Here is a 23,883-nt window from a genome sequence, read left to right on the forward strand (position 1 = left end):
GGCCGCGGCGGGCTGCTGCCGCCGGCGGTATCAGTGCAGCAGCACCTGGTGCAGTACGGGGACCTCGACGGATCTGCGCCACGGCATGCCGGCGCTGCCGTTCCCGGGCAGCGCGATCCGCCCCGCGGCGGCCGGCGGGCCGAGCCGCGGTGCGCACGCGTGCGGCGGACGCTCACCGGGGGCCGGCGGCGCGCCCGGGTGCCGGACGGTGCGGCGCGGGTGGCAGGCGGCCGCCCCGTGCTCGGTCTCGTGCCCCGCGGAGGGGGAGAGGTCCGCGGTGGTGACGGCGGGTGCCGCCGGACCGCTCGCCGCGGAGCGGAGGGTGTCGGTGCCCTCGGCGGCCAGCAGGACGGACAGGAGCAGGACGAGGGCCGAGAGGCACGCCTTGGCGGCGGTCACGTGGCGTCGCATCGTCGTCCTCCGGTCCACCGCTCCGAGCTGGGCCGATTCCATCGTCACCCACAGGGCGTGACGAACCCGCGCGCCGAAGGTGAACGATGGGTGAACTCGTCCGGTAGATAGGGAGGTTGCCGGTTTCGGCCGCTGGTTCTCAGCCGCAACGGCGAAAATTGGACGTCGACGGCGGTCGTGCGTGCGATTGAAAATCGAACTTTCGTGTCCCCACCGGCGTATCTGCTCCCGGGGTTCGTTCCGCGGTGGCTCCGCCGCAGGGCTTCGTCGGGGGCGCGGCTACGCGATTGCGATCGGCGGCGCTCCGGGGGTGCCCGAGGCGCGGCGACGGTGCCCCGGCGCGCTGCCGCCGGTCCGTCCTCGGCGGGCTCCCGCCCCCGGTCCCTCTTCGCCGGGGTCCGCGTGGCGGCCACCCGCCGCCACGCTGCCGTCCGTCCGCCCGGGTGCCCGCCGGATGTGCACCGGGCCCTGCCGGAGGGGGCGCCGAGCCGGTCCGGGGGGGCGGGGTCGCGCCGCGGGGTCCGGCCGGTCCCCGCGGCGACCGCGGCGGGCGACCCGACGCCACCGTCCGTGGCCCGGAGGCAGGGGGCGCGCGCCGCCTCTCGGCGCGCTGCCGTGAGCGCCGGGGATTCCGGTGCCACCATGGAGGCAGGCCCCCTGCATGGGAGGAAGAGATGTTCGAGCCGGACGACATCCGGGAGTGGCGCGGCCACGACGTGGTGGACGCGGGCGGCAGCAGAATCGGCCCGCTGGAGTCGGTGTACGTGGACACGGCCACCGACCAGCCCTCCTTCGCCACCGTGACCGTCGGAATGCCCACCCGGCACCGGCTCGTCTTCGTCCCGCTGGCGGGAGCCACCGTGGGGCCGGGGTATCTGAAGGTCCGGTACCCCAGGAGCCAGGTCAAGGACGCCCCCTCCATCGGCACGGACGACGTGCTGCCGGCCGGGGACGAGCCCTCCGTCTTCGCCCACTACGAGATCGAGTACACCCCGGGCGCGGGTGGCGAGCGCCGCCTCGCGCGCCGCTGAGACGGGGAGGTCGCGATGCTGCTGTTCCTGTTCCTGGTCGCGGTGGCGATCCTGCTGGGAGTCTTCGGCTCCATCGTCGAGGGATTGTTCTACCTGCTGGTCATCGGCATCTTCGTGGCGCTGATCGCCTTTCTGTACGCGGCCTGGCGCATCACCGCCGGGGCCACCCGGCGTTCTCCGCGCTGACGCGCCCTGCCGCGGTGGCCGGCCGCCGGGCGTTGTGTCCGTGATGTAAATGTAAGGACAACAGCTCTTTACGTCATCCGGGCACCGTGCCACTCTTCCGGGCACGATCTCTGGCGCAAGGACGCAAGGAGGGGCCCGGATGGGAGTTGTCGCGCGGAGAACCGCGCTGACCGCCGCCGTCCTCGGAGCTGGTTCGGCGGCACTCGCAGGCTGCGGGAGCCCGCTCGATCCACGCGGGGGCGAGGGCGGGGACGGTGCGATAGCGCTCAGCGTCGCCACAAACGCCGTCGCGGGCGGCAAGAATGCCGACGAGGCCGAGTGGATCGAGCGCTGGGTCATACCCCGCTTCGTCGCCCAGCAGCGTGCCGAAGGCGTCGACGTACGCGTGGAGTTCCAGCCCAGCGGGGTCGACGACGAGCAGTACAAGACCAAGCTGGCCCTCGACCTGAAGGCGCAGGCGGGGCCGGACGTGATGGCGCTGGACGGCATCTGGCTGGGCGAGTTCGCGCAGGCCGAGTACATCAGACCGCTGCGCGAGGTGGCCGGGTCCGGCGTGACCGACTGGTCCGGCTGGCGGCAGATCAGTCCAAAGGTGCGCTCCCTCGCCCGCTTCGAGGGACAGCTGTACGGCATACCCGCGGGCACCGACGCGCGGGTCCTCTACTTCCACAAACCGCTCTTCCGCAGGGCGGGACTCCCCGCCGACTGGCAGCCCGCCAGTTGGCAGGACATCCTCGACGCGGCCCGCACGCTCAAGCGTCTCGACGGTGTCACCCCGCTCCAGATCAACGCGGGCACCGCGATGGGCGAGGCCACCACCATGCAGGGCCTGCTCCCGCTGCTCACCGGGGCCGGCGGCCGGATCGCCGAGGGGGACCGCTGGTACGGCGACACCCCGGAGCTCCGCGCCGTGCTCGGCTTCTACCGGGACGTCTACCGGCACGGACTGGGCGACCCGCGGCTCCAGCAGGAGGCCAAGGGGCGGGACAAGTCCTTCGAGCAGTTCGCGGAGGGCAGGCTGGGCATCCTGGCCGAGGGCGACTACTTCTGGCGGGACGTGATCTCCCCCGGCACCGGAACGGCCCCCATGAAGCGGCGTGACAACGATGTCGGCTATGCCCTGGTGCCCGCCCGGGCGCGGCACGAGGGCATCGGCGGCCGGGACCACGTCAGCCTCTCCGGCGGCGCCGTGCACGTGCTCAACCCGAACACCCGCCATCCCCGGCAGGCGTTCGCGCTGCTGACCGCGCTGCACTCGGCGCGCGCGCTGCGGGCACGGCTCGGGGACGCCGCCATGATCACCGAGCGGGACGACGTGAACGACGTGGTCCTGAAGAAGGACCCCATGCTCCGGTTCTGCGCCGAGAAGGCGCTGCCCGTCACCAGCTTCCGGCCCCCGCTCGCCGCCTACACCGCCGTCTCCCTCGCGCTCCAGGAGGCGACGGCCCGGGTGGTGGCGGGCCAGGAGCCCGACCACGTCGCACACGCCTACCGCAAGGATCTGGAGGAGGTGCTCGGTGGCAGCGACCACATCATCGGCTGAGCAGGCCGCTCCGGCGGCGGACCGCGGCCCGCACGAAGCGGGAGGACGCGAGCCGGAGCGGGACGCGGCCGGACTCGGCCGCCGCCGGGCCGCCGCCTTCGTCGCGCCGGCGCTGGTGCTGATCGCCCTGTTCCTGGTGCTGCCCGCCGTCTGGACGCTCTACCTGGGCGCCACCGACTACCGGCTGACCGGAATCCCCGCCATCGACCCCAGCTTCGTCGGATTCGACAACATCACCAAGGCACTGGGCGACGAGAGCTTCCTGCACTCGCTCCGCCTCACCCTGCTCTTCGTCCTCGGCTCCGCCGTCATCGGCCAGGCCGGACTCGGCTTCGCGCTCGCCTGGTGGATGCGCGAGCGCAGCGGATGGCTCAGGACGACACTCGAAGCACTGGTGATGCTCGCCTGGATCCTGCCCAGTTCGGTCGTCGCCTTCCTGTGGATCGCCTTCCTCGACCGGGACGGCGGCACTCTCAACGAACTGCTCCGCACGCCCGGCGCCGCCTGGCTGCTCGACCACCCGATGCTGTCGATCATCGTCTACAACATCTGGCGCGGCAGCGCCTTCTCGATGATGCTCTACAGCGCGGCCCTCGGGAACGTGCCCGCGTCCCACCTGGAGACCGCGCGGCTGGCGGGGGCGAGCGGATTCCAGCAACTGCGCGACGTCGTCTTCCCGCGCATCCGCGGCCACATCCTGACGAACCTGCTGCTGATCAGCCTGTGGACGTTCAACGACTTCACCCCGTTCCTCATCACGGCCGGCGGCCCCGACGGGAAGACCGAGACGCTGCCCGTGCACATCTACAAGACGGCGCTCGGCAGCGGCGAGCTGGGCTACGGTGCCGCGCTCTCCTTCCTGATGCTGCTGATCAACCTGGTGGTGGCGGTGATCTACCTGCGGCTGCTCGGCCAGAAGAACCGCAAGAAGAAGACCCGGACCGCACGCGGAGCATCCGCCGACGGCGCCCGCGGCAGCGAACTGGAGGAGTCAGCGTGAGAACTCCGGCGAACCCCGCCGCCGCACTGCTGCGCGGCGTCGGCGTCTACCTCCTGGTCGCCCTCACCCTCGCGTTCTTCGCGCTGCCCATGCTGTGGCTGGCCAGCGCCCCCTTCGACAAGCACCCGGGCATCACCGTCTCGGTGCCCGACTTCACCCTCGCCAACTTCGAACGGCTCTGGAACAACCCCAACGCCGTCGACTCACTGGCCAGTTCGCTGATCCTGGCCGCCGGCAGCGCCGTACTCGTCGTGGGGCTCTCCGCGCTGGCCGCCTACGCGCTCAGCCGGGTGCGCATCCGTGGCCGGGACGGGCTGCTGTACGCGCTGCTGCTGCTGTCCTCCATCGTCACCGGCACCGCGGCGATGGTGCCGATCTTCCTGCTCGCCGCGGAACTCGACCTGGTCGACTCCTACCTCGGGGTCGTCCTCGTCCTCACCGGCGGACTGCTGCCCGCGGCGATCTTCATCCTCAAGGACTTCATGGACACCACGCCGCGCTCCTACGAGGAGTCCGCGCGGGTCTTCGGCGCCTCTCCGCTGCGCGTCATGAAGGACATCGTCGTGCCGGTGGTCCGGCCCGGACTCGCCACGGTCGGGGTGTGGACGGTCGCCCAGGTGTGGGGCAACTTCCTCATCCCGTTCCTGCTGCTGCGCTCGCCCGACAAGTCGCCGGCCGCGGTGGTCATGTACACCTTCTACACCGAGGGCGGCCAGCCCGACCTCGCGCTGATCTCCACCTTCTCCCTGCTCTACTCGCTGCCGGTCGTGCTGATGTTCCTCTTCGTCAGCCGCCGCTACGGCTTCCGCTTCCACGGAGGGATCAAGGCCTGATGGCAGACATCACTCTCGACCGGCTCGCCAAGGTCTACCCCGGTGGCGTGCGGGCCCTGCACGACCTGGACCTGACCGTCCGGGACGGCGAGTTCTTCGCCCTCCTGGGCCCTTCCGGCTGTGGCAAATCCACGCTGCTGCGCACCATCGCGGGACTGGAGGCCGCCAGCGGCGGCACCGTCCGGATCGGCGCGCGCGACGTCACGGAGCTGCAGCCGGGCGACCGGGACATCGCCATGGTCTTCCAGGACTACGCCCTCTTCCCGCACATGACCGTCGAGGAGAACATCGGCTACCCGCTGAAGATCAAGAAGGTGGGCAGAGCGGAACGCGCCGCCAAGGCGCGGCAAACCGCCGAGGAACTCGGCCTCGGCCACCTCTCGGAGCGCCGGCCGGGCCAGCTCTCCGGCGGCCAGCAGCAGCGGGCCGCGCTCGCCCGCGCCATGGCCTGCCATCCGCAGGTCTTCCTCTTCGACGAGCCGCTGTCCAACCTGGACGCGCGGATGCGCCTGGAGGCCCGCACCTTCCTCAAGAAGCTCCAGCGGGAACTGGGCGTGACCACCGTCTTCGTCACCCACGACCAGGCCGAGGCGCTGGCCATGGCCGACCGCCTCGCGGTGATGGAGGGCGGCGAACTGCGCCAGGTGGGCACCCCCACCGAGGTCTTCCGCCGCCCCGCCAGCACCTTCGTGGCCTCGTTCATCGGATCGACCCCCATGAACCTGCTGCCGGGCCGGGTCACCGCGGAGGGGACCGTGCGGGTGGCGGGCGGCGAACTGCCGGTGCCCGACGAGGCGGCCCCGCTGGCAGCGGCGGGCGACGAGGTCGTCTACGGCATCCGCCCCGAGTACCTGAGCTGGTCCGACAGCGCGGTGGACGGTGCGGTGGGCGGCACCGTCTCGGTCGTGGAGAACCTCGGCAGCGCCCAGTTGGTCACCCTGGAGCCCGAGGACGGCAGCAGCGTGCAGGTCGTCGTCCCCGAGGAGCGCGAGCCGGCGCCCGGCGCCCCGGGCTGGGCCCTGCCGCGCGCGGACCGGGCACTGCTGTACCGGGACGGAGGCCTCCTCGGTGCCCGCGCGGAGGCCGGAACCGCGGCGGCCCCGCTGTCATGACCGTACGCGAACAGATCCGGCACGGCACCTGGACGATGGAGCAGCGCGCCCAGGAGGTCCTCCGCACGGTCCCGGTCGAGGTCCCCGGCGGTACCGGCGCCCTCACCGCGGCCCTCTCCTACCCGCGCGCCGCGGGCGTGCTCGACCTGGGACTCCTGGGCCCGCACGGGGAGTTCCGCGGCTGGTCCGGCGGCGCCCGGGACACCTTCACCGTCACCGAGGAGTGGGCCACCCCCGGCTATCTGCCCGGCCCGCTGGAACCCGGGACCTGGCACGTACTGCTGCGGCTGCACCGCATCCCGCCCCAGGGCCTGCCCTGGACGGTGCGGGCCCGGCTCGGCACCCGGGCGCCCGCGGCGCCGCCGGCCACCACCCCGCCCCCGCACCCCGCGGCGGACCGGCGTCCGCGGCGCGGCGTCCCCCGGCTGGACGGCGCGGAGTGGCTGGCCGGTGATCTGCACGCGCACACGGTGCACAGCGACGGCTCCCTCACCCCGGACGAGTTGGCCCGCGCCGCGGCCGCCGAGGGCCTGGACTTCCTCGCCGTCACCGACCACAACACCGTCAGCCACCACCCCCGGCTGCCGGCCGTCGCCCGCCGGCAGGGCATCCGGCTGCTGCCCGGCCAGGAGGTCACCACCGACCTCGGGCACGCCAACGTCTTCGGCGACACCGGGTGGATCGACTTCCGCCGCCCCGCCGGGGAGTGGCTGGAGCAGGCCGAGACCGCGGGCGGCGTCCTGTCCGTCAACCACCCGCTGGCCGACGACTGCGGCTGGGAACTCCCCTTCGCCGCACGGCGGCCCCGGCACGCCGAACTCTGGCACCACACCTGGACCGACCGACGGCACTCGGCACCCCTCGCCTGGGCGCGGGCCTGGCGCGAGGAGGTCGTCCCGCTCGGCGGCAGCGACTTCCACCGACCCGAGCAGGGCCGCCCCCTCGGTGCGCCGACCACCTGGGTGCTGTGCCCGAACGGCGACGTCCTGGCCGGTCTCGCGGCGGGCCGCACAGCCGTCTCGGCCGGTCCCGGTGCCGCCGTGCTGCTGCGGTACGGGGACGAACTGCTCGCCCTCGACGCCGACGGCACCGTACTGGTGCGGCCCGACGGGCGGCGCACCGTGGTGCGCGGCGACACCGTCCGGCTGCCGGCCGCCGAGGGGCTCCACCGGCTGGAGACGCACACCTGCGAGGTGGTGGCCCTGTGCACCTGAACCGTCCGGGCGTTCACCCGGCGCGACGAAAGGGATCCATGCGCGTCCGCATCGCCAACGCCCCCGTCTCGTACGGGATATACCGTCCCGACCACCCGCTCCCGCCGGACCGTCTGCTGGCCGCCTTCCGCGACCACGGCTACCGGGGTACCGACAGCGGCCCGCTCGGCTACCTCGGCGAGGGGGAGGCGCTGGCCGGCCGCCTCGCCCGGCACGGCCTCTCCCTCGCGGGCGGCTGGGCCGATCTGCGCTACGGCGCGGAGCCCGCCGCGTTCGCCGCCGACCTGCGCGCCCTCGACCGGGCGCTGGACGCCTTCACCGCCGTCCCGGTCGACGACGCGCTCTTCGCGCCGCGCCCCACCCTGGCCTGCCCCGCCGACCCGGAGCGCTTCGCGGCCCCGGGCGTGCCCTACGGCCCGGACCGGCTGCCCGCGGACGGTCCGGACGGTCCGGGCCGTCCGGACCAGGAGTGGGAGGGCTTCGCCGCGGATGTGCAGCGGGCCGCTGACCGGTGCCGGGAGCGCGGACTGGAGCCCGTCTTCCACCCGCACCTGGGCACCGCGGTGGAAACCCCCGCGGAGACACGCCTGCTGCTCTCCCGCACCGATGTCTCGCTGTGCCTGGACACCGGGCACTGGTGGCTGGCCGGCGGCGATCCGGTGGCGGCGGTGGCCGAGTTCGGGCCCCGGATCCGCCAGGTGCACCTCAAGGACGCGGACCGTGCCGTGCACGAACGGGTCCGCCGCGCCGGCGGGGACCTGTGGGCGGTGGTCGCCGCCGGCGGGTTCCCCGCACTCGGCGAGGGCGACATCGACCTCCCCGCCGTCCTGGCGGCGCTGCGCGCGGCGGACTACGGCGGCTGGCTGGTCGTCGAGCAGGACGCCCCTCCTACGGACCGGAACCGGAACCAGGACCGGAACCAGGACCGGGACCGGAGTGCGGACCACGACCGGGGCCGGGAAGCGGACCAGGGCGCCCTCGCCGCGCAGCAGAAGGCGAACAGCGCACTGCTCCGCAGCCTGCTGCGCGATCCGCCGCCCGGGGGACCGCACCGGACACCGCCCGAACCGCTCCGTCAGGAAAGGCCGCACCCATGACCCCCGCCACCGCCACGCCCGCCGGCCGGCCACTGCGCATCGCCGTCGCCGGGCTCGGGGCCATCGCACGCACCGCACATCTGCCGCTGCTGGAACGGCGCCGCGAACTGTTCGAGATCACCGCGCTGTGCGACCTGTCCCCGAGCGCCCTCGCGGAGCTCGGGGACAGGTACGGCGTACCGCCCGGGCACCGGCACACGAGCACCGAGGCACTGCTGGCCGACGGCGGATTCGACGCCGTCGTGCTGCTGACCTCCGGCTCGCACGGTCCGGCCGCCGAGGCCGCGCTGCGCGCCGGGCACGCCGTCCTGTGCGAGAAGCCGCTCGCCTTCACCCGGGCCGAGGCGGCCCGGATCGCCGACGCCGAACGCGCCCAGCAGCGCGGCCCGCGGCTGATGGTCGGCTACATGAAGCAGTACGACCCGGCCGCCCGCAGGCTGGCGGCGCTGCTCGCGGAGGCCGGCGGGCCCTCCCGCGTCCGGTCCGCCGAGGTGTGCGTCCTGCACCCCACCGGACCCGACCAGCTCGCCTTCGCCCGGCTGCCCGCGCCCGGCGGCGACGCGGACCCGGCGGAACTGGCCGCGCTCACCGCCCGGGACGACGCGCTCACCGATACGGCGCTCGGCAGCGCCGCCACCCCGGAAATGCGCTCGCTCTACCACATCGTCATCGGCTCCATCAGCCACGACCTGTCGTTGCTGCGGACCGCGGCCGGCGCCCCCGAGACCGTCGACCTGGCCGCCATGTGGGGCGCCTCCGCCGAGGGCCCCGGCTCCGTCGAACTGTCGGGGCGGCTGCCCGGCGGCGCCCGCTACGCGATCCGCTGGCACTTCCTGCCCGGGCACGCCGCCTACCGGGAGACCTTCACCGTCCACCACGAGAGCGGCACCCTGGAACTGGCCTTCCCCTCGCCGTATCTGATGAACGCGCCGACCGTGCTGACCGAGACCTCCACCGCCCCCGGGGAGGGGCCGCACACCGAGCGGCGCGCCGAACACCGCTCGGTGACCGAGGCGTTCGAGGAGGAGCTGGCCGCCTTCCACACGATGGTCACCGAGGGCACCCCGCCGCGTACCGGGACCGAGGGCGCGCTGGCCGACCTGACCACCGCGCAGCGCGCCGTCGCGGCGTACGCGGCCCACCACCGGCTCCCCTGCGACGGAGAGGCAGCAACCGCATGAGCGTCACACAGCCGGGCACGGACGAACTCGTCATCGTGCCGCACACCCACTGGGACCGCGAGTGGTATCTGCCCTTCCAGCAGTTCCGCCTCCAGCTCATCGGCCTGCTGGACGCGGTGCTGGAGCGCATGGAGAACGACCCGCGCCAGCGCTTCACCCTCGACGGGCAGGCCGTCGCGGTCGACGACTACCTCGAGGTCCGGCCCGAGCGGCGCGCACAGCTGGCGGCGCTGGTCTCCGCGGGCCGGCTGTCCGTCGGGCCGTGGCAGATCCTGCTGGACGAGTTCCTCTGCTCCGGCGAGAACATCGTCCGCAACCTCGAACTCGGGCTGCGCCGCAGCCAGGAGCTGGGCGGTTCGCTTCCCGTCGGCTATCTGCCCGACATGTTCGGGCACTGCGCCCAGATGCCGCAGATCCTGCGCGGAGCCGGGCTCGAACACGCCTGCGTGTGGCGCGGCGTCCCGGCCTCCGTGGACAGCCACGTCTTCGCCTGGACCGCGCCCGACGGCACGGCCGTCCGCACCGAGTACCTGGCCGCGGGCGGATACGGCAGCGCGGCGGGCCTGTTCGACGACCCGGCGCGGGTCGCGGAGCGGGCCGGCGCCGTCGCGGAGGCGCTCCGCGCCTGGCGCCCGGACGGCTCCCCGATGCTGGCGATGTACGGCTCGGACCACACCGCACCCGCCGCGGATCTGGCCGACCTGCTGGAGCGGCACAACCGGCGGCAGCCGGCCGAGGGCGGGGTCCGGCTACGGCTGGCGACCATGGCCGAGTACTTCGCCGCGCAGCCCACCGGCACGGCGGGCCTGCGGGCCGTGCACGGCGAACTGCGCAGCCACGCGCGGGCCAACATCCTGCCCGGCGTCCTCTCCGCGCGCGCCCCGCTCAAGCAGGCCATGGCCCGTGCCGAACGCGCCGTGGAGCGGTACGCCGAGCCCCCCGCCGCGCTGTGGCTCGACGAGACGGCACAGCGCTTCCTGGAGATGGCCTGGCACCGCCTGATCGAGGTCTCCTGCCACGACTCCGTCACCGGCTGCGGCTGCGACGAGACCGCGCAGCAGGTCGCGGCACGCATCGCGGAGGCCGAACAACTGGGCCTGGCGGTACGGGACATGGTCGGCAAGCGGCTGACCTCGCAGGTACCGCACGATGCGCATCTGCTGCTCAACCCGACGCCCACGCCCCGCACCGACCTGGTGGAGCTGGACGTGGCGGGCGACGGCCCCGTGCACCTGACCGCCGCGGACGGCACCGTCCTCCCCGCCCAGCGGACGGCCGAAGCGCCCACGCTGCTGGCCGACGACACCGTTCCGGCCGACCGGCTGCCCACCGTGCTGGCGCGGGTGCACGGCAGCGAGCTCTACGGACAGGAGATCACCTCCTGGCACCTCGACCCCGCCGAGCGGCTGCTGCACTTCACCGTCGCCCGCAGGAGCGAGGCCGGATTCGACGTCGCCGAGGTCCGGGACGCGCTGTCCGCCGCGCGGCCGGAAGGCGACTGGCGGGTGGTCATCGAGGCCGAGCCCCGGCAGCGGATCGTCGCGGCGGTCCCGGCACCGGCGCTGGGCCACACGGCCGTGCGCGCCGCACCGGGCGCGGCGCCCGAGCCCGCGCACCCGGTGCGCGCGGCGGACGGCGCCCTCACCAACGGACTGCTCACCGTGGAGCCCGCCGAGGACGGCACCTGCACCGTGCGGACCGCGGACGGGAGCGAACTGACCGGCCTGGGCCGGGTGGTGGACGGCGGCGACCTGGGCGACACCTACAACTACGCACCGCCCCGGCACGACGTGCTGGTGGACCGGCCCACCGAGGTCACCATCCGCCGGCTCGCCGAGGGCCCGCTGCTCGGCGCGTACGAGATCGAGCGCCGCTACTCCTGGCCCGCGGCCGGTGACGTCGCCGCCGACGGCCGCACCGCCGCCACCGAGCCGACGACCGTGCTCACCCGCGTCGAACTGCGGTCCGGCGAGCGGTTCGTGCGGCTGCGGGTCTCCTTCGACAACCGCAGCGAGGACCACCGCGTCCGGCTGCACGTCCCGTTGCCCCGCCGCGCCCGTTCCTCGCACGCGGAGGGCCAGTTCGCCGTGGTCGAGCGGGGCCTGACCGCGGAGGGCGGCTTCGGCGAGGAGCCGCTGCCGACCTTCCCGGCCGCCGCCTTCGTCGCGGCGGGCGGTGCGGCCGTGCTGCTGGAGCACGCCACCGAGTACGAACTGGTGGACGGGGGCCGCGAGCTGGCGCTGACCCTGCTGCGGCCGACCGGCATGATGTCCCGCAACCGCCATGTGTGGCGCGACGAGCCCGCGGGCGGCGAGTTCGCCACCCCGCAGGCGCAGTGCCGCGGCCCGCGGACGGTGACGTTCGGTGTGCTGCCGTACCCGGGCGAGTGGCACGAGTCGGGGGTGCACACCGCCGCCGAGTCCTTCCGGCACCCCTTCACCGCGCTGCCCGGCACCGCGCCCGCCGCCACCCCGCTGCCCGGCGCGGGGCACGGGCTCACCCTCGCCGGTGAAGGCGTGGTGCTGAGCGCGGTGCGGGAGCGCGAGGGGCGGTTGGAGGTCCGCGTCGTCGCCGAGGTCCCGCACCCGGTGCCGGCCCGGCTCGCGCTGCCGGGGCTGCGGTACGCGCGGCGCTGCGATCTGCTCGGCCGGCCGGTCGGGCAGGGCGAACTGTCCGTGGCGGACGAGTCCGTCGCCGTGCGGCTGCGCCCCTGGGAGATCGCCACCTTCCTGCTGGAGCGCTGAGGACGCCCGGATCGCCCAGGACGGCCGGGGCACCGGGACGGGGGGCGGCCGGGCACCGGGGCGCACCCCGGTGCCCGGCCGCAGGCGGGATCAGTCCAGCATCTCCTCGACGAGGTCGGCGGCGCGCGCGGTGCCGCCCGCGGCCCGTGCCTGCGCGCGCAGCAGTGCCGAACGGCGGGCGACCTCCGGGTCGGTGACCAGTTCGTGCAGCGCCGTGCGCAGCGCCTCGGCGGTCGCCTCCGGGGTGTCCAGCCGGCGGGCCACGCCCAGTTCCACCAGCCGGTCGGCGTTCATGAACTGGTCGGTGGCCTGCGGCACCGCGATCATCGGGACGCCCGCCAGCAGCCCTTCTCCGCAGCCGCCCATCCCGGCGTGGGTGACGAAGGCGTCCGCCTGCTCCAGGATCGCCCGCTGCGGCACCCAGGGGTGCACCTCGACGTTGGCGGGGACGGCGCCGAGTTCCCGCGGGTCGGTGTACTTGCCGATCTGGAGGACGACATGCCACCCGGGCAGGTCGCCGTAGGCCGCCAGGCACCGGCGGTAGAACTCCGGTCGCCGGGTGCAGGCCGAGCCCAGGGAGACCAGCAGCACGCTCTCCGCGTCCGCCGGCCGGGTCCACCGGTCGGCGGACGCAGCCGGGTCGAAGCAGGGACCGACGAAGTCCACCCGGCGGGAGTCGACCCGGTCGGCGTGCGGCTGCATCGCCGGGGTGATCAGCGCCAGGGCGCGCGGGGGCGAGCCGGCGAAGGCGTCCACATCGGTGGTGGTGGCGCCGCAGCCGGCCAGCCACCGGGCGAACTTGGCCCGGTGCGCTGCCGCGCCCGGCAACCGGCGCAGCTGCGCACCGATCTCCTGTTCGTAGCCGTCCCAGGCCACGAAGGTCGGGGAGAGCTGCATCAGCGGCCGGTTCTGCGCTTCGGCCAGCGCGCGGGCGGCGTAGCCGCCGATGTCGTACAGATACAGGTCCGCCGGATCATGGCGGTAGGCGGCCTGCAGCCGGGGCAGCGCCTGTACGGCGTTGTCGAGGAAGAGGTCCATCGCGGCGATGGGATCCTCGGGCCAGTTGTTGTCGGCGACCGGCAGCGTGGAGGTGCAGACGACCGGTTCGGCTCCGGTGGCCGCCGTCATGGCGGCCACCGCCGGGTCGTTGGCGTAGGTCACGCGGTGGCCGCGGGCCACCAGTTCGCGGATGACCTCGAGGCTGGGCAGGACGTGGCTGACGGCGGGGATGCCCACCATCGCGATATGGGCACGGCGACGGGACAAGGGTGATCACTCACTTCAGATCTGCGGCGGACAGGACACGGCAGGCCCGCGCGCCGGCCTGCCCGGCGGTACCGGACGGGGCGCGCACAGGGGCGTGCCGGGGAGCGGCGGGGCGTTGCCCCGGCCGTGTCAGCCGTAGATCTGAGCGCAGAAGTACATGCGCGGGACTGTAGTCCCGCCCCGGCCCGCGGGCATCCCCTTTTCGCCGGGGCGCCGCCTCCCGGCGCCGCGCGTGGAGCCGGGCGGCCGGGCGGGGCGCCGAGTGGCGTGCGGGGGCGACGGAGCCGCGGGAGCGTCACGTCCGCGGGGCGGCGGCCTCCAGCTCGGCGACGCTGCCCGACATGACCGTCCGCAGCTGAGCGGTGAGGTGCTCCGCTGGCCAGTCCCACCAGGCCACCGCGAGCAGCCGGGCGACCTCCTCGGGGCTGTACCGGGTGCGCAGGAGCCGGGCCGGGTTGCCGCCCACGATTCCGTAGTCGGGTACGTCCTGGGTGACCACGGCGCCGGAGCCGATGATCGCGCCGTGTCCGATCCGCACCCCGGGCAGCACCGTCGTGCCGTGGCCGAACCAGACGTCGTTGCCGACGACGGTGTCGCCCCGGCTGGGCAGCCCGGTGAGCAGGTCGAAGTGCTCCGCCCACGCACCGCCCATGGTGGGGAAGGGGAAGGTCGAGGGGCCGTCCATGCGGTGGTTGGCGCCGTTCATCAGGAACCGCACGCCGGTGCCCAGTGCGCAGAACTTGCCGATGACGAGCTTCTCCGGGCCGTAGTGGTACAGCACGTTGCGCGTCTCGAACGCGGTCGGATCGTCCGGGTCGTCGTAGTAGGAGTACTCGCCGACCTCGATCAGCGGGGACGTCACCAGCGGTTTGAGCAGCACCACCCGCGGCTGCCCGGGCATCGGGTGGAGCACGGTCGGATCGGCGGGCACAGGCATGGGCGTGGTCCTTCGGCGGAGGCGGCGGTCGGTTCATGATCGCGGACCCCTGCTGCCCCGAGCCACCGGTTCAGGGTCAGCTGTCGCCGCTGTCGCCGCTGTCACCTGCGTGAACGGTGCTCAGGGCCCCGGAGGGCGCGTGTGCGGGGCGCCGCCGTCAGGCGGAGAGCGCCGCCTCCTCCTGTTCCGGATCCGGCGTACAGCCCGCGGCCAGCGTGTCCAGGGACACCTGCAGGGCCGAGGCCAGGGCCGCGATGGTGAAGAAGGCCGGGGTGGGCGCCCTGCCGGTCTCGATCTTGCGCAGCGTCTCGGCGGAGACGCCCGCGGCGGCGGCAACCTCCGTCATGCTCCTGCTGCCGCGCGCCTGACGCAGCAGCAGGCCGAACCGCTCGCCGCGTTCCCGTTCCTCCGGGGTCAAAGGAGTCCTCACCATGACTGTGATACTAATACCGGTATAAGTATTGGGTAGTGGTGAGGCGGGGAGACGCAGCACATGGTGGAGATCAAGACCGACGCCGCGATGGATGCGATGCGGGAGGCCGGGCGGGTGGTGGCTCGCGCCCTGGCCGCGGCCCGGGAGGCGGCCGGGATCGGGGTGTCCCTGCGGGAGCTGGACGAGGCGGCCCGAACGGTGCTGGCCGAGGCGGGAGCGGACTCCCCGTTCCTGGGGTACCGGCCCTCCTTCGCGCCGACACCCTTCCCGGCCGTGCTCTGCGTCTCCGTGAACGACGCCGTGGTGCACGGCGTCCCCACCGACTACCGGCTGCGCGACGGCGACCTGGTGAGCCTCGACTGCGGCGCCCGGCTCGACGGCTGGACCGGTGACGCGGCCGTCAGCTTCACCGTCGGCACCCCGCGCCCCGCGGACCGTGAGCTGATCGACGCCACCCGCCGGGCTCTGGATGCCGGGATCGGCGCCGCGCGGGCCGGCGGCCGCCTCGGCGACATCTCGCACGCCGTCGACGCCGTCGCCCGGCAGGCCGGCTGCGGCATGCCCGCCGACTTCGGTGGCCACGGCATCGGCCGCAGCATGCACGAGGACCCCCATGTGCCCAACCGGGGCCGTCCCGGCCGCGGCTTCCCGCTCCGCCACGGCCTGGTGCTCGCCATCGAACCCATGTTCATGGCGGGTGGACGGAACGCCTACCGCACCGGGGCCGACGGCTGGACGCTGCTGACCACCGACGGCAGCCGGGCCGCCCATGTCGAACACACCGTCGCCGTCACCGACCAGGGGCCCCGCATCCTCACCCTGCCGTGACGCCGGTACGGTCCGTGCGGAGATCCGTGCGTACCGGCGCGTACCGGCGTACCGGCTCTCCCGGGTGCGACTCCGGGAAGGGGTCCGATCGGCCTCTGCCGCGGGATGCGGCGCGGTGGGCGCGCCTTCACCAAAGTGTCCGTTATGCCTGCTACGCAGCCGTATGTACCCTGAGTGGAGCACGCGCGATGCCCCACGCGGCGGGAAGGCGGACACATGGCTGCGGTCGGCGGAGTGCCCTGCTGGGTGAGTCTGATGGCCCCTGATCAACGGGCCGCCGAGGAGTTCTACGGGCCGGTGCTGAGCTGGACCTTCGTCACCTCGGACGCGGGGCCCGACCGGCGGATCGCCACGGTGGCCGGTCAGCCGGTCGCCGGGATCAACCAGCTCGCCCCCGGCGCCGGACCGGAAGCCGAGCGCTGGACGGTGTACTTCCAGGTCGAGGACGCCGACGTGGTCGCCGAACGCATCGCCGAGCGGGGTGCGACCGTCGCGGTCGGCCCGCTGCGCGCGGGAGGCGGCCGTGCCGTCATCGCGGCCGACCGGTGGGGCGCGCCGTTCGGCCTGTGGCAGGGCGACGGGCCCGCCTCCTGGTGGGTGGGGTCCGGCCCCGCGCCCGCCTGGCTCCAGTTGCACACCTCCGACGCCTTCGCCGCCGCCGTCTTCTACGGAGAGATCTTCGACTGGATGGCCGACCCGAGCCACGGGGTCACCTACGAGGAGCAGTACGACGAGATCGTCGTACGGGTCGACGGCGCCCCGGTGGCCGGGCTGCGCGGCGGCGCCCTGGAGGCGCCGCCCGATCCGGCCATCCGGGCGCGGTGGGAGCCGTACTTCCGGGTACCCGACCTGGACGCGGCGCTGAGTGCCGCGGAACGGGAAGGCGGCACCGTCGCCACCCCGCCCCGGGCCGGACCCCTGGGGCGGACCGCGACGCTCCGCGATCCCAAGGGAGCCTCCTTCTGTCTGCTCAGCGCGTAAGGAGCACACCATGCAGGAGAACGACAAGAACGGACCGATCCAGGACGACGAGGCCAAGAAGCGGCTCCGCGGCGAGCTGCGTTCCAACCGCGAGGAAGGGCGGGAGATGGAGCCCTCGGGCGAGGACCAGCCCGAGCCCTTCCGGGACCCGCAGGCCCTGCGGACCGGCGGCACCCCTGCCGGGATGACGCCCCGCGACGTCGAGCTGCGCTCGGAGATCGCCCAGTACCTGGGCCGGCATCTGTACCCGACCGGGCGCGCGGAGGTGCTGGACGCGCTGCGCGCCGAGCACGCCCCGGACCGGCTCGTGGACATGGCCGCGGGTCTCCCCGCCGACACCCGCTTCCGCAACGTGCAGGAGCTGGCCCAGGCCCTCGGTCTGCACACCGAGTCGCGCCGCGGCTGAGCCTCCCGGCCCGGGGCCGGCGCCGGTCGGTGCCCGCCCCGGGCGGCGCCTGTCTGCCCGTCCGTGCGCTGCACGACGACCGGGCGACCCTGCCCGCACGTGCGTTCCCGTCGAGGCGCTCCGAATCACCTGATCGGGGGGACATGCTCGGGCGCGAAGGGGGAATCGGGCAGCGATGACGTTCTTCCGTGAGGTCGAGAGCAGGATGGAGCGCTTCTCCGACTCCTTGTGGCGGCTGTTCGCGCGCGGCGCCGAGGAGCCGGTCGAGGTGCTGGAGGTGCTGCGCCGCGAGTGCGAGGCGAAGGCGGTCATCGTGGGCCGGGGCCGCACGGTGGTGCCCAACGCCTTCGAGCTGGAACTGCCCTCCGAGAGCTACGCGCGGCTGGCCGGCCAGGCGGGGCCGGTCGGTGAGCGGCTCGCGTCCGAGGTGCGGCGGCACGCCGCCGAGCGGCGCTTCAGCTTCGCGGGCCCGGTCGCCGTCCGGCTGTGTCCGCCGCGCGCGGGGCAGGAGCCGCCGCGCTACCGGGTGCACAGCAGTATCACCCCGCGCTCCTGACCGCGCGCGTTCCCGGACCGCGCGCGAGGACACCGCACAGCGGGCAACAAAGCCGATCACGCTCACTCAACAGATCGCGCAGAAAAGCTCGTTCCGACCATTGACACCCCCCTGGGCCCTCCTTAGTGTCACATCGCTATTTCGAACACGTGTCGAAATGTCGAACATGGCGGACGACTTCAGGAGCGGTTCTCGTGCGCATCACCGGTATCAGTACCCACGTGGTCGGGACGCCTTGGCGGAACCTGACCTATGTCCAGGTCCACACCGACGAAGGACTCACCGGGGTCGGAGAGACCCGGATGCTGGGCCGCACCGAAGCGCTGCTCGGCTACCTGCGAGAGGCCGAGGTCAACCACATCAGCGGCTCCGACCCCTTCCGCACGGAGGACCTGGTCCGGCGGATGAAGTACGGGGACTACGGGCGCGCGGGCGAGATCGTGATGTCCGGCATCGCCTGCGTGGAGACCGCCTGCTGGGACATCAAGGGCAAGGCGCTGGGCGTGCCCGTGTGGCAACTGCTGGGCGGGAACGTCACCGAGGCCGTCCCCGCGTACGCCAACGGCTGGTACACCACCGAACGCACACCCGACGCCTACCACCGTGCGGCCCGGGACGTCATGGCGCGCGGCTACCGCGCCCTGAAGATCGACCCGTTCGGCACCGGCCACCTGGAACTCTCCCACGCCGAGACGCGGTACGCGGTCTCCCTCATCGAGGCGGTGCGCGACGCCATCGGCCCCGAGGCGGAACTCATGCTGGAGATGCACGGCCGGTTCGCGCCCGCCACCGCCGTCCGGCTCGCCCGCGAGATGGCGCCGTTCCGGCCCGCGTGGCTGGAGGAGCCGGTGCCGCCGGAGAACCTCAAGGCGCTCGCCAAGGTCGCGGACAAGGTGGAGATGCCGGTGGCCACGGGTGAACGCATCCACGACCGGATCGAGTTCCGCGAGCTGTTCGAGAGCCAGGCCGCCGACATCGTCCAGCCGGACCTCGGACACCTCGGCGGCATCGCCGAGACCCGCAAGCTGGCCGCCACGGCCGAGACCCACTACACGCTGGTGGCGCCGCACAACGTCGGCGGCCCGGTGCTGACCGCCGCCAGCCTCCAGGTCGGCTTCGCCACACCCAACTTCAAGGTGCTGGAGCACTTCAACGACTTCGCCGACGCCGAGATCAGGAAAGTGGTCAGGGGCGCCCCCGAGGTGGACCCCGCGACCGGCTGCTTCCCGCTCTCCCGGGAGCCGGGCCTGGGCGTGGAGCTGGACACCGACGCGGCCGCGGAGTTCCCCCAGCAGCGCGCCCACTTCGACCTGTGGGCCGAGGGCTGGGAGACCCGCGACCCGAGCGGCGCCGGCCGGTGACCGCCGGGACCGTCGGCGACGGCCGCGCCGTCGTCCTGGAGGCACCCGGCACCGTCCGCCTCGTCCCGCACACCCCGCGCCCGCCCGGTCCCGGCGAGGCACGGGTCCGGGTGCACGCCGCCGGGATCTGCGGCAGCGACCGCGAGCTGCACCAGGGCAACCGCCCCGCGCCGTACGCGCGCTATCCGGTGACGCCCGGTCACGAGTGGTCGGGCACCGTCGAAGCGGTCGGCGACGGGGTGCCCGGCACGCTCGTGGGCCGCAAGACGGTGGGGGAGGGGTTCCGCAACTGCCAGCTGTGCGACCGCTGCCGCACCGGCGCGTCCACGCTGTGCACCGCCGGGTACGCCGAGACCGGCTTCACCGAGCCCGGTGCCATGGCTCCCACCCTCACCCTCCCGGCCCGGCTGCTGCACACTCTGCCGGACGACGCCGATCTGACGGCCGCGGCCCTGCTGGAGCCCGCCGCCTGCGCCGCGGCCGCCGCGCTGCGTGCCGGCGTCCGCGCCGGGGACCGGGTGGCCGTCGTCGGGGACGGCACCCTGGGGCTGCTCGCGGTCCGGCTGCTGGCCGCGGGCTCGCCCGCCGAACTGCTGCTGACCGGTGCCCGCCCCGGACGCGCGGAGCTCGCCGCCGGGTTCGGCGCCACCGGCTACCGGCACCACCGGGAGACCGCCGGGCTCGGCGGCTACGACATCGTGGTCGAGGCGGCGGGGGTCCCCGGTGCGGCGCGGCAGGCGGCCGGGCTGCTGCGCCGCGGCGGACGGCTGGTGCTCACCGGGATCCCGCCCGCCGGGGCCGCGGAACTCGACCCCGCCGCGCTCGTCCTGGGCGCGCTGCGGGTGGACACCGTCTTCGGTGCCCCGCCCGCCGCCTGGGTGCACGCGGTGCGTGCCTTCGCCCGCGGACTGCTGGATCCGCTGCCGCTGGTCACCCACCGGCTGCCGGTGGATGAGTTCGAGCAGGCCGTCGCTCTCGTCGCCGACGGCGATCCCGCGGTCGGCAAGGTGCTGCTGCACCCCTGACGCCCTCCCCCCCCCGCACGCTCTCCCTCCCCGCACGGCCACCCGCCCCGTACCGAAGGAGCCCCGTGACCACCAGCACCGCACCCCGACTGCCGGGCGAACCCGCGCTCACCGCCCTGGAGTTGCCCCCCTCCCCGCCCGAACCCGTCGACACCTCCCCGCACGCCTTCCCCGACGGCGGCCGGTGGCGCACCGAGGTGCCCTCCTGCGAGGGACCCGAGGCGCTGGCCGTCGTCCTGGCCGAGTCGGCCCGGCTCGACGTGCCGCTGCACCGCATCAGCCAGGGCAGTGGCATCTGGATGCTCACCGACGCCGAGATCACCGAGATGGTCCAGGCGTGCGCCGAACGCGACATCGAGCTGTGCCTGTTCACCGGCCCGCGCGGCACCTGGGACACCGGAGCCGCCACCCGCACCGACTCCGGCGGCGCCGGGCTGCGGGCCCGCGGCCACAGTGCGCTCGCCGGGTGCGTGGAGGACGCGGTGCGCGCCACCGGACTGGGGGTGCGCTGCCTGCTCGTCGCCGACGAGGGGGTGCTGTGGACGCTGCACCGGGCCCGCGCCGCCGGCATCCTGCCCGCGGGCACCACGCTGAAGGTCTCGGCGCTGATCGGGCCGGTCAACCCCGCTTCGTATGCGGTCTACGAGCGGCTCGGCGCCGACTCGCTGAACGTGCCCAGCGATCTGACGCCCGACCACCTCACCGAGATCCGGCGGGTCAGCGGGGCGCCGATGGACATGTACATCGAGGCCCCCGACGACCTGGGCGGCTACGTACGGATGTACGAACTGGCCGAGCTGATCCGGCGCGGCGCCCCGCTCTACCTGAAGTTCGGGCTGGCCAGGGCGCCCGGCGTCTACCCGTCCGGGCGGCAGCTGCGTGCCGCCGTGCTGGACACGGCGCGCGAGCGGGTGCGCCGCGGCCGGCTCGCCCTGGACCTGCTGGCCCGGCACGGCGCGGCGGACGGCATGTCCCCGCTCGGCTCCCGGCTGCCGGGGCCGCTGCACCGCTTCGAGCACACCGAGTCCGAAGGGAACTGAAGATGCGCACCCGCAGACGCCGTACCGCCGTCTCCGCGGTACTGGCCGCCGCGCTCGTCACCGCCCTGGCCTCCTGCGGCCAGGAAGCACGCGGCGGCAGCCGCTACCAGCCGGACAAGGGCAAGGGCGGCACGATCGGCCTGGCCATGCCCACCAAGTCGTCCGAGCGGTGGATAGCCGACGGCAGGAACATGGCCGAGCAGTTCCGCAAGGCCGGGTACAAGACCGATCTGCAGTACGGGGACGACAAGGTCGAGAACCAGGTCGCCCAGATCGAGAACATGATCACCAAGGGGCACCGGCTGCTGGTCGTCGCCGCCATCGACGGCTCGGCCCTCACCAATGTCCTCAAACGGGCCGCCGACGCCCATATTCCGGTCATCTCCTACGACCGGCTCATCCTCGGCACGAAGAACGTGGACTACTACGCGTCCTTCGACAACGAGCGCGTCGGCGAACTCCAGGGCCAGTACATCCTCGACCGGCTCGGACTGGAGAAACCGGACGAGGACGCCGACAAGCACTACACCATCGAGCTGTTCGCCGGCTCCCCGGACGACAACAACACCAAGTACTTCTGGAACGGCGCGCTGAAGAAGCTGCGGCCCTTCCTGAAGACCGGACAACTGGTGGTGCGCAGCGAGCAGACGAAGATGAACCAGGCGACCACCCTGCGCTGGGACGGCGGCACGGCGCAGAAGCGGATGGACGACCTGATCAGCAAGAACTACGGCAGCACCGACGTGGACGCGGTCCTCTCGCCCTACGACGGCATCTCCATCGGCATCATCTCCGCGCTCAAGAGCGCCGGCTACGGCAGCAAACGCCATCCGCTGCCCGTGGTCACCGGCCAGGACGCCGAGCTGGCCTCGGTGAAGTCCATCGTGGCCGGGGAGCAGACCCAGACCGTCTTCAAGGACACCCGCAAGCTGGCCAAGCAGGCCGTGCGGATGGGTGACGCGCTGCTCAACGACAAGAAGGTCGAGGTCAACAACACCACCGACTACGACAACGGCAAGAAGGTCGTACCCGCCTACCTGCTCAAACCGGTCTCCGTCGACAAGTCGAACACCCAGCTCCTGGTCGACGAGGGCTACTTCACCGCGGGGCAGCTCAAGTGAGCGCGGCCGGCGGCGACACCGGCCGGGACCGCCCCGTCCTGGAGATGCGGGAGATCACCAAGACCTTCCCGGGCGTCACGGCACTCAGCGAGGTGAACCTGACCGTGCGCCCCGGGGAGATCCACGCCGTCTGCGGGGAGAACGGCGCGGGCAAGTCGACGCTGATGAAGGTGCTCAGCGGGGTGCACCCGCACGGCAGTTACCAGGGTCGGATCAGCTTCCGGGGCGAGCCGGTCGCCTTCAAGGACGTCCGCGCCAGCGAGCAGTGCGGCATCGTCATCATCCACCAGGAACTGGCGCTGGTGCCCTTCCTGTCCATCGCCGAGAACATCTTCCTCGGCAACGAGCAGTGCGCCGGGCGCGGGTTCGTGGACTGGGGCGCCACCATGCGGCAGGCGGCGGAGCTGCTGCGGAGAGTGGGTCTGCGGGAGAACCCGCAGACTCCCGTCGCCGACCTCGGCGTCGGCAAGCAGCAACTGGTGGAGATCGCCAAGGCGCTGTCCAAGGAGGTGGAGCTGCTCATCCTGGACGAGCCCACCGCCGCGCTCAACGACGAGGACAGCGCCACCCTGCTGGCCCTCATCCGGGAGCTGCGCGAACAGGGCATCGCCAGCATCGTCATCTCGCACAAGCTGGGCGAGATCCGCCGGATCGCCGACACCGTCACCATCCTGCGCGACGGCCGCACGATCGAGACGCTCCCGGTGCGCGCGCACCCCGACGACGCCCCCGAGCTGTCCGAGGACCGCATCATCCGGGGCATGGTCGGCCGCGATCTCGACCACCGCTTCCCGGAGCGCACCCGGTACGGCGGCGAGCACAGCACCGCGCTGGAGGTGTCCGGGTGGACCGTACGGCACCCCGTCGACCAGCAGCGCAAGGTCGTCGACGACGTGTCCCTGTCGGTGCGCCGCGGTGAGATCGTCGGGCTGGCCGGGCTGATGGGCGCGGGCCGCACCGAGCTGGCGATGTCCGTCTTCGGCCGCTCCTACGGGCGCTACGAGTCCGGCACGGTGCGGATCGACGGCCGCGAGGTGCGCACCAGGACCGTCCCCGCCGCGATCGGTGCGGGCCTGGCCTATGTCACCGAGGACCGCAAGCAGTACGGCCTCAACCTCATCGACACCATCAACCGCAACATCTCGCTGGCCTCGCTGAGCGGGCTGGCCCGGCACGGCGTGGTCGACGAGCACCGGGAGAGCTCCGTCGCCGAGCGCTACCGCACCTCCATGAACATCAAGGCGCCCACCGTGCACGAGCAGGTCGGCCGGCTCTCCGGCGGCAACCAGCAGAAGGTCGTGCTCGGCAAGTGGATCCACGCCGACCCCGAGGTGCTGATCCTCGACGAGCCGACCCGGGGGATCGACGTGGGCGCCAAGTACGAGATCTACACCGTCATCGACGAACTCGCCGCACAGGGCAAGGCCGTGCTCTTCATCTCCTCCGAACTGCCCGAACTGCTGGGGATGTGCGACCGCGTCTACACCATGGCCGAGGGCCGGCTCACGGCCGAGGTCGCCCGTGCGGACGCCACCCAGGAGGTCCTGATGCGCCACATGACCCGGAACAGAAGCTGA

The 23,883-nt window shown here is 73.4% G+C and carries 23 protein-coding genes; 19 read left to right on the plus strand and 4 right to left on the minus strand.

Annotated elements, in window-relative coordinates:
• Positions 1 to 30: 30 nt before the first annotated feature.
• Complete coding sequence (locus A949_RS0107495) at positions 31 to 459, minus strand: hypothetical protein (protein ID WP_139141084.1); 429 nt, start codon at positions 457 to 459, stop codon at positions 31 to 33.
• A 626-nt stretch (positions 460 to 1,085) separates the two neighbouring features.
• Here A949_RS0107495 and A949_RS0107500 point away from each other — a divergent pair.
• The 10 genes from A949_RS0107500 (at position 1,086) to A949_RS0107545 (ending at position 12,352) form a co-directional block, all read left to right on the plus strand.
• Positions 1,086 to 1,442: a PRC-barrel domain-containing protein gene (locus A949_RS0107500; protein WP_019355386.1), complete on the plus strand. Its 357-nt coding sequence runs from the start codon at positions 1,086 to 1,088 to the stop codon at positions 1,440 to 1,442.
• A gap of 15 nt (positions 1,443 to 1,457) precedes the next feature.
• Complete coding sequence (locus A949_RS38470; protein WP_019355387.1) at positions 1,458 to 1,628, plus strand: hypothetical protein; 171 nt, start codon at positions 1,458 to 1,460, stop codon at positions 1,626 to 1,628.
• A gap of 139 nt (positions 1,629 to 1,767) precedes the next feature.
• Positions 1,768 to 3,171, plus strand: a complete 1,404-nt coding sequence (locus A949_RS0107510; protein ID WP_019355388.1) for an extracellular solute-binding protein — start codon at positions 1,768 to 1,770, stop codon at positions 3,169 to 3,171.
• The gene (locus tag A949_RS0107515; protein ID WP_019355389.1) at positions 3,146 to 4,171 is read left to right on the plus strand and encodes a carbohydrate ABC transporter permease; all 1,026 of its coding nucleotides are present in this window, start codon (positions 3,146 to 3,148) and stop codon (positions 4,169 to 4,171) included. Before A949_RS0107510 ends, A949_RS0107515 begins: the two co-directional genes overlap by 26 nt.
• Complete coding sequence (locus A949_RS0107520) at positions 4,168 to 5,004, plus strand: carbohydrate ABC transporter permease (RefSeq protein ID WP_019355390.1); 837 nt, start codon at positions 4,168 to 4,170, stop codon at positions 5,002 to 5,004. Before A949_RS0107515 ends, A949_RS0107520 begins: the two co-directional genes overlap by 4 nt.
• Complete coding sequence (locus A949_RS0107525; RefSeq protein WP_019355391.1) at positions 5,004 to 6,116, plus strand: ABC transporter ATP-binding protein; 1,113 nt, start codon at positions 5,004 to 5,006, stop codon at positions 6,114 to 6,116. The genes A949_RS0107520 and A949_RS0107525 overlap by 1 nt, the downstream gene beginning before the upstream one ends.
• A complete protein-coding gene (locus tag A949_RS0107530; RefSeq protein ID WP_019355392.1) occupies positions 6,113 to 7,330 on the plus strand; it encodes a CehA/McbA family metallohydrolase in 1,218 nt (405 codons plus the stop codon). The genes A949_RS0107525 and A949_RS0107530 overlap by 4 nt, the downstream gene beginning before the upstream one ends.
• A 38-nt stretch (positions 7,331 to 7,368) precedes the next feature.
• Positions 7,369 to 8,427, plus strand: coding sequence for a sugar phosphate isomerase/epimerase family protein (locus A949_RS0107535; protein WP_019355393.1), 1,059 nt, complete (start codon positions 7,369 to 7,371; stop codon positions 8,425 to 8,427).
• A complete protein-coding gene (locus A949_RS0107540; protein WP_019355394.1) occupies positions 8,424 to 9,608 on the plus strand; it encodes a Gfo/Idh/MocA family protein in 1,185 nt (394 codons plus the stop codon). The genes A949_RS0107535 and A949_RS0107540 overlap by 4 nt, the downstream gene beginning before the upstream one ends.
• The gene (locus A949_RS0107545) at positions 9,605 to 12,352 is read left to right on the plus strand and encodes a hypothetical protein (protein WP_019355395.1); all 2,748 of its coding nucleotides are present in this window, start codon (positions 9,605 to 9,607) and stop codon (positions 12,350 to 12,352) included. Before A949_RS0107540 ends, A949_RS0107545 begins: the two co-directional genes overlap by 4 nt.
• 90 nt (positions 12,353 to 12,442) lie before the next feature.
• Here A949_RS0107545 and A949_RS0107550 read toward each other — a convergent pair whose 3' ends face one another.
• From A949_RS0107550 to A949_RS0107560, 3 genes are all read right to left on the minus strand, one after another.
• Entirely contained in the window at positions 12,443 to 13,591 is a 1,149-nt protein-coding gene (locus A949_RS0107550; RefSeq protein ID WP_019355396.1) for a macrolide family glycosyltransferase, read from the minus strand.
• A 322-nt stretch (positions 13,592 to 13,913) separates the two neighbouring features.
• On the minus strand, positions 13,914 to 14,555 hold the full coding sequence (locus tag A949_RS0107555; RefSeq protein ID WP_019355397.1) for a CatB-related O-acetyltransferase: 642 nt from the start codon (positions 14,553 to 14,555) through the stop codon (positions 13,914 to 13,916).
• 157 nt (positions 14,556 to 14,712) lie between these two features.
• Complete coding sequence (locus A949_RS0107560; RefSeq protein WP_027760963.1) at positions 14,713 to 14,988, minus strand: helix-turn-helix domain-containing protein; 276 nt, start codon at positions 14,986 to 14,988, stop codon at positions 14,713 to 14,715.
• A gap of 60 nt (positions 14,989 to 15,048) precedes the next feature.
• On the opposite strand from A949_RS0107560, the gene map reads away from it, so the two are divergent.
• The 9 genes from map to mmsA all read left to right on the plus strand — a co-directional run bounded on the left by map (position 15,049) and on the right by mmsA (position 23,883).
• Entirely contained in the window at positions 15,049 to 15,816 is a 768-nt protein-coding gene (gene map / locus A949_RS0107565) for a type I methionyl aminopeptidase (protein ID WP_019355399.1), read from the plus strand.
• Between the two features lie 216 nt (positions 15,817 to 16,032).
• Positions 16,033 to 16,797, plus strand: coding sequence for a VOC family protein (locus A949_RS0107570; protein ID WP_019355400.1), 765 nt, complete (start codon positions 16,033 to 16,035; stop codon positions 16,795 to 16,797).
• A 10-nt stretch (positions 16,798 to 16,807) separates the two neighbouring features.
• Entirely contained in the window at positions 16,808 to 17,203 is a 396-nt protein-coding gene (locus tag A949_RS0107575) for a DUF2795 domain-containing protein (RefSeq protein WP_019355401.1), read from the plus strand.
• Between the two features lie 175 nt (positions 17,204 to 17,378).
• Positions 17,379 to 17,759, plus strand: a complete 381-nt coding sequence (locus tag A949_RS0107580) for a DUF3662 domain-containing protein (RefSeq protein WP_019355402.1) — start codon at positions 17,379 to 17,381, stop codon at positions 17,757 to 17,759.
• Positions 17,760 to 17,953: 194 nt separating this feature from the next.
• The gene (locus tag A949_RS0107585) at positions 17,954 to 19,120 is read left to right on the plus strand and encodes a mandelate racemase/muconate lactonizing enzyme family protein (RefSeq protein ID WP_019355403.1); all 1,167 of its coding nucleotides are present in this window, start codon (positions 17,954 to 17,956) and stop codon (positions 19,118 to 19,120) included.
• The gene (locus A949_RS0107590; protein WP_026004429.1) at positions 19,117 to 20,145 is read left to right on the plus strand and encodes a zinc-dependent alcohol dehydrogenase; all 1,029 of its coding nucleotides are present in this window, start codon (positions 19,117 to 19,119) and stop codon (positions 20,143 to 20,145) included. Before A949_RS0107585 ends, A949_RS0107590 begins: the two co-directional genes overlap by 4 nt.
• 65 nt (positions 20,146 to 20,210) lie before the next feature.
• On the plus strand, positions 20,211 to 21,185 hold the full coding sequence (locus A949_RS0107595; RefSeq protein WP_019355405.1) for a hypothetical protein: 975 nt from the start codon (positions 20,211 to 20,213) through the stop codon (positions 21,183 to 21,185).
• A gap of 2 nt (positions 21,186 to 21,187) precedes the next feature.
• On the plus strand, positions 21,188 to 22,306 hold the full coding sequence (gene chvE, locus A949_RS0107600) for a multiple monosaccharide ABC transporter substrate-binding protein (RefSeq protein ID WP_019355406.1): 1,119 nt from the start codon (positions 21,188 to 21,190) through the stop codon (positions 22,304 to 22,306).
• A complete protein-coding gene (gene mmsA / locus A949_RS0107605; protein WP_019355407.1) occupies positions 22,303 to 23,883 on the plus strand; it encodes a multiple monosaccharide ABC transporter ATP-binding protein in 1,581 nt (526 codons plus the stop codon). Before chvE ends, mmsA begins: the two co-directional genes overlap by 4 nt.

Origin of the sequence: Streptomyces sp. AA1529 (assembly GCF_000280905.1) — a bacterium.
Classification (GTDB): domain Bacteria; phylum Actinomycetota; class Actinomycetes; order Streptomycetales; family Streptomycetaceae; genus Streptomyces.

Coding starts and splice junctions, on each gene's coding strand:
- map (WP_019355399.1), top strand. CDS start 15,049: ATGGTGGAGATCAAGACCGACGCCGCGATGGATGCGATGCGGGAGGCC.
- A949_RS0107510 (WP_019355388.1), top strand. CDS start 1,768: ATGGGAGTTGTCGCGCGGAGAACCGCGCTGACCGCCGCCGTCCTCGGA.
- A949_RS0107535 (WP_019355393.1), top strand. CDS start 7,369: ATGCGCGTCCGCATCGCCAACGCCCCCGTCTCGTACGGGATATACCGT.
- A949_RS0107540 (WP_019355394.1), top strand. CDS start 8,424: ATGACCCCCGCCACCGCCACGCCCGCCGGCCGGCCACTGCGCATCGCC.
- A949_RS0107500 (WP_019355386.1), top strand. CDS start 1,086: ATGTTCGAGCCGGACGACATCCGGGAGTGGCGCGGCCACGACGTGGTG.
- A949_RS38470 (WP_019355387.1), top strand. CDS start 1,458: ATGCTGCTGTTCCTGTTCCTGGTCGCGGTGGCGATCCTGCTGGGAGTC.
- A949_RS0107575 (WP_019355401.1), top strand. CDS start 16,808: ATGCAGGAGAACGACAAGAACGGACCGATCCAGGACGACGAGGCCAAG.
- A949_RS0107570 (WP_019355400.1), top strand. CDS start 16,033: ATGGCTGCGGTCGGCGGAGTGCCCTGCTGGGTGAGTCTGATGGCCCCT.
- A949_RS0107550 (WP_019355396.1), bottom strand. CDS start 13,591: ATGGTGGGCATCCCCGCCGTCAGCCACGTCCTGCCCAGCCTCGAGGTC.
- A949_RS0107530 (WP_019355392.1), top strand. CDS start 6,113: ATGACCGTACGCGAACAGATCCGGCACGGCACCTGGACGATGGAGCAG.
- A949_RS0107525 (WP_019355391.1), top strand. CDS start 5,004: ATGGCAGACATCACTCTCGACCGGCTCGCCAAGGTCTACCCCGGTGGC.
- A949_RS0107555 (WP_019355397.1), bottom strand. CDS start 14,555: ATGCCTGTGCCCGCCGATCCGACCGTGCTCCACCCGATGCCCGGGCAG.
- A949_RS0107580 (WP_019355402.1), top strand. CDS start 17,379: ATGACGTTCTTCCGTGAGGTCGAGAGCAGGATGGAGCGCTTCTCCGAC.
- A949_RS0107560 (WP_027760963.1), bottom strand. CDS start 14,988: ATGGTGAGGACTCCTTTGACCCCGGAGGAACGGGAACGCGGCGAGCGG.
- chvE (WP_019355406.1), top strand. CDS start 21,188: ATGCGCACCCGCAGACGCCGTACCGCCGTCTCCGCGGTACTGGCCGCC.
- A949_RS0107545 (WP_019355395.1), top strand. CDS start 9,605: ATGAGCGTCACACAGCCGGGCACGGACGAACTCGTCATCGTGCCGCAC.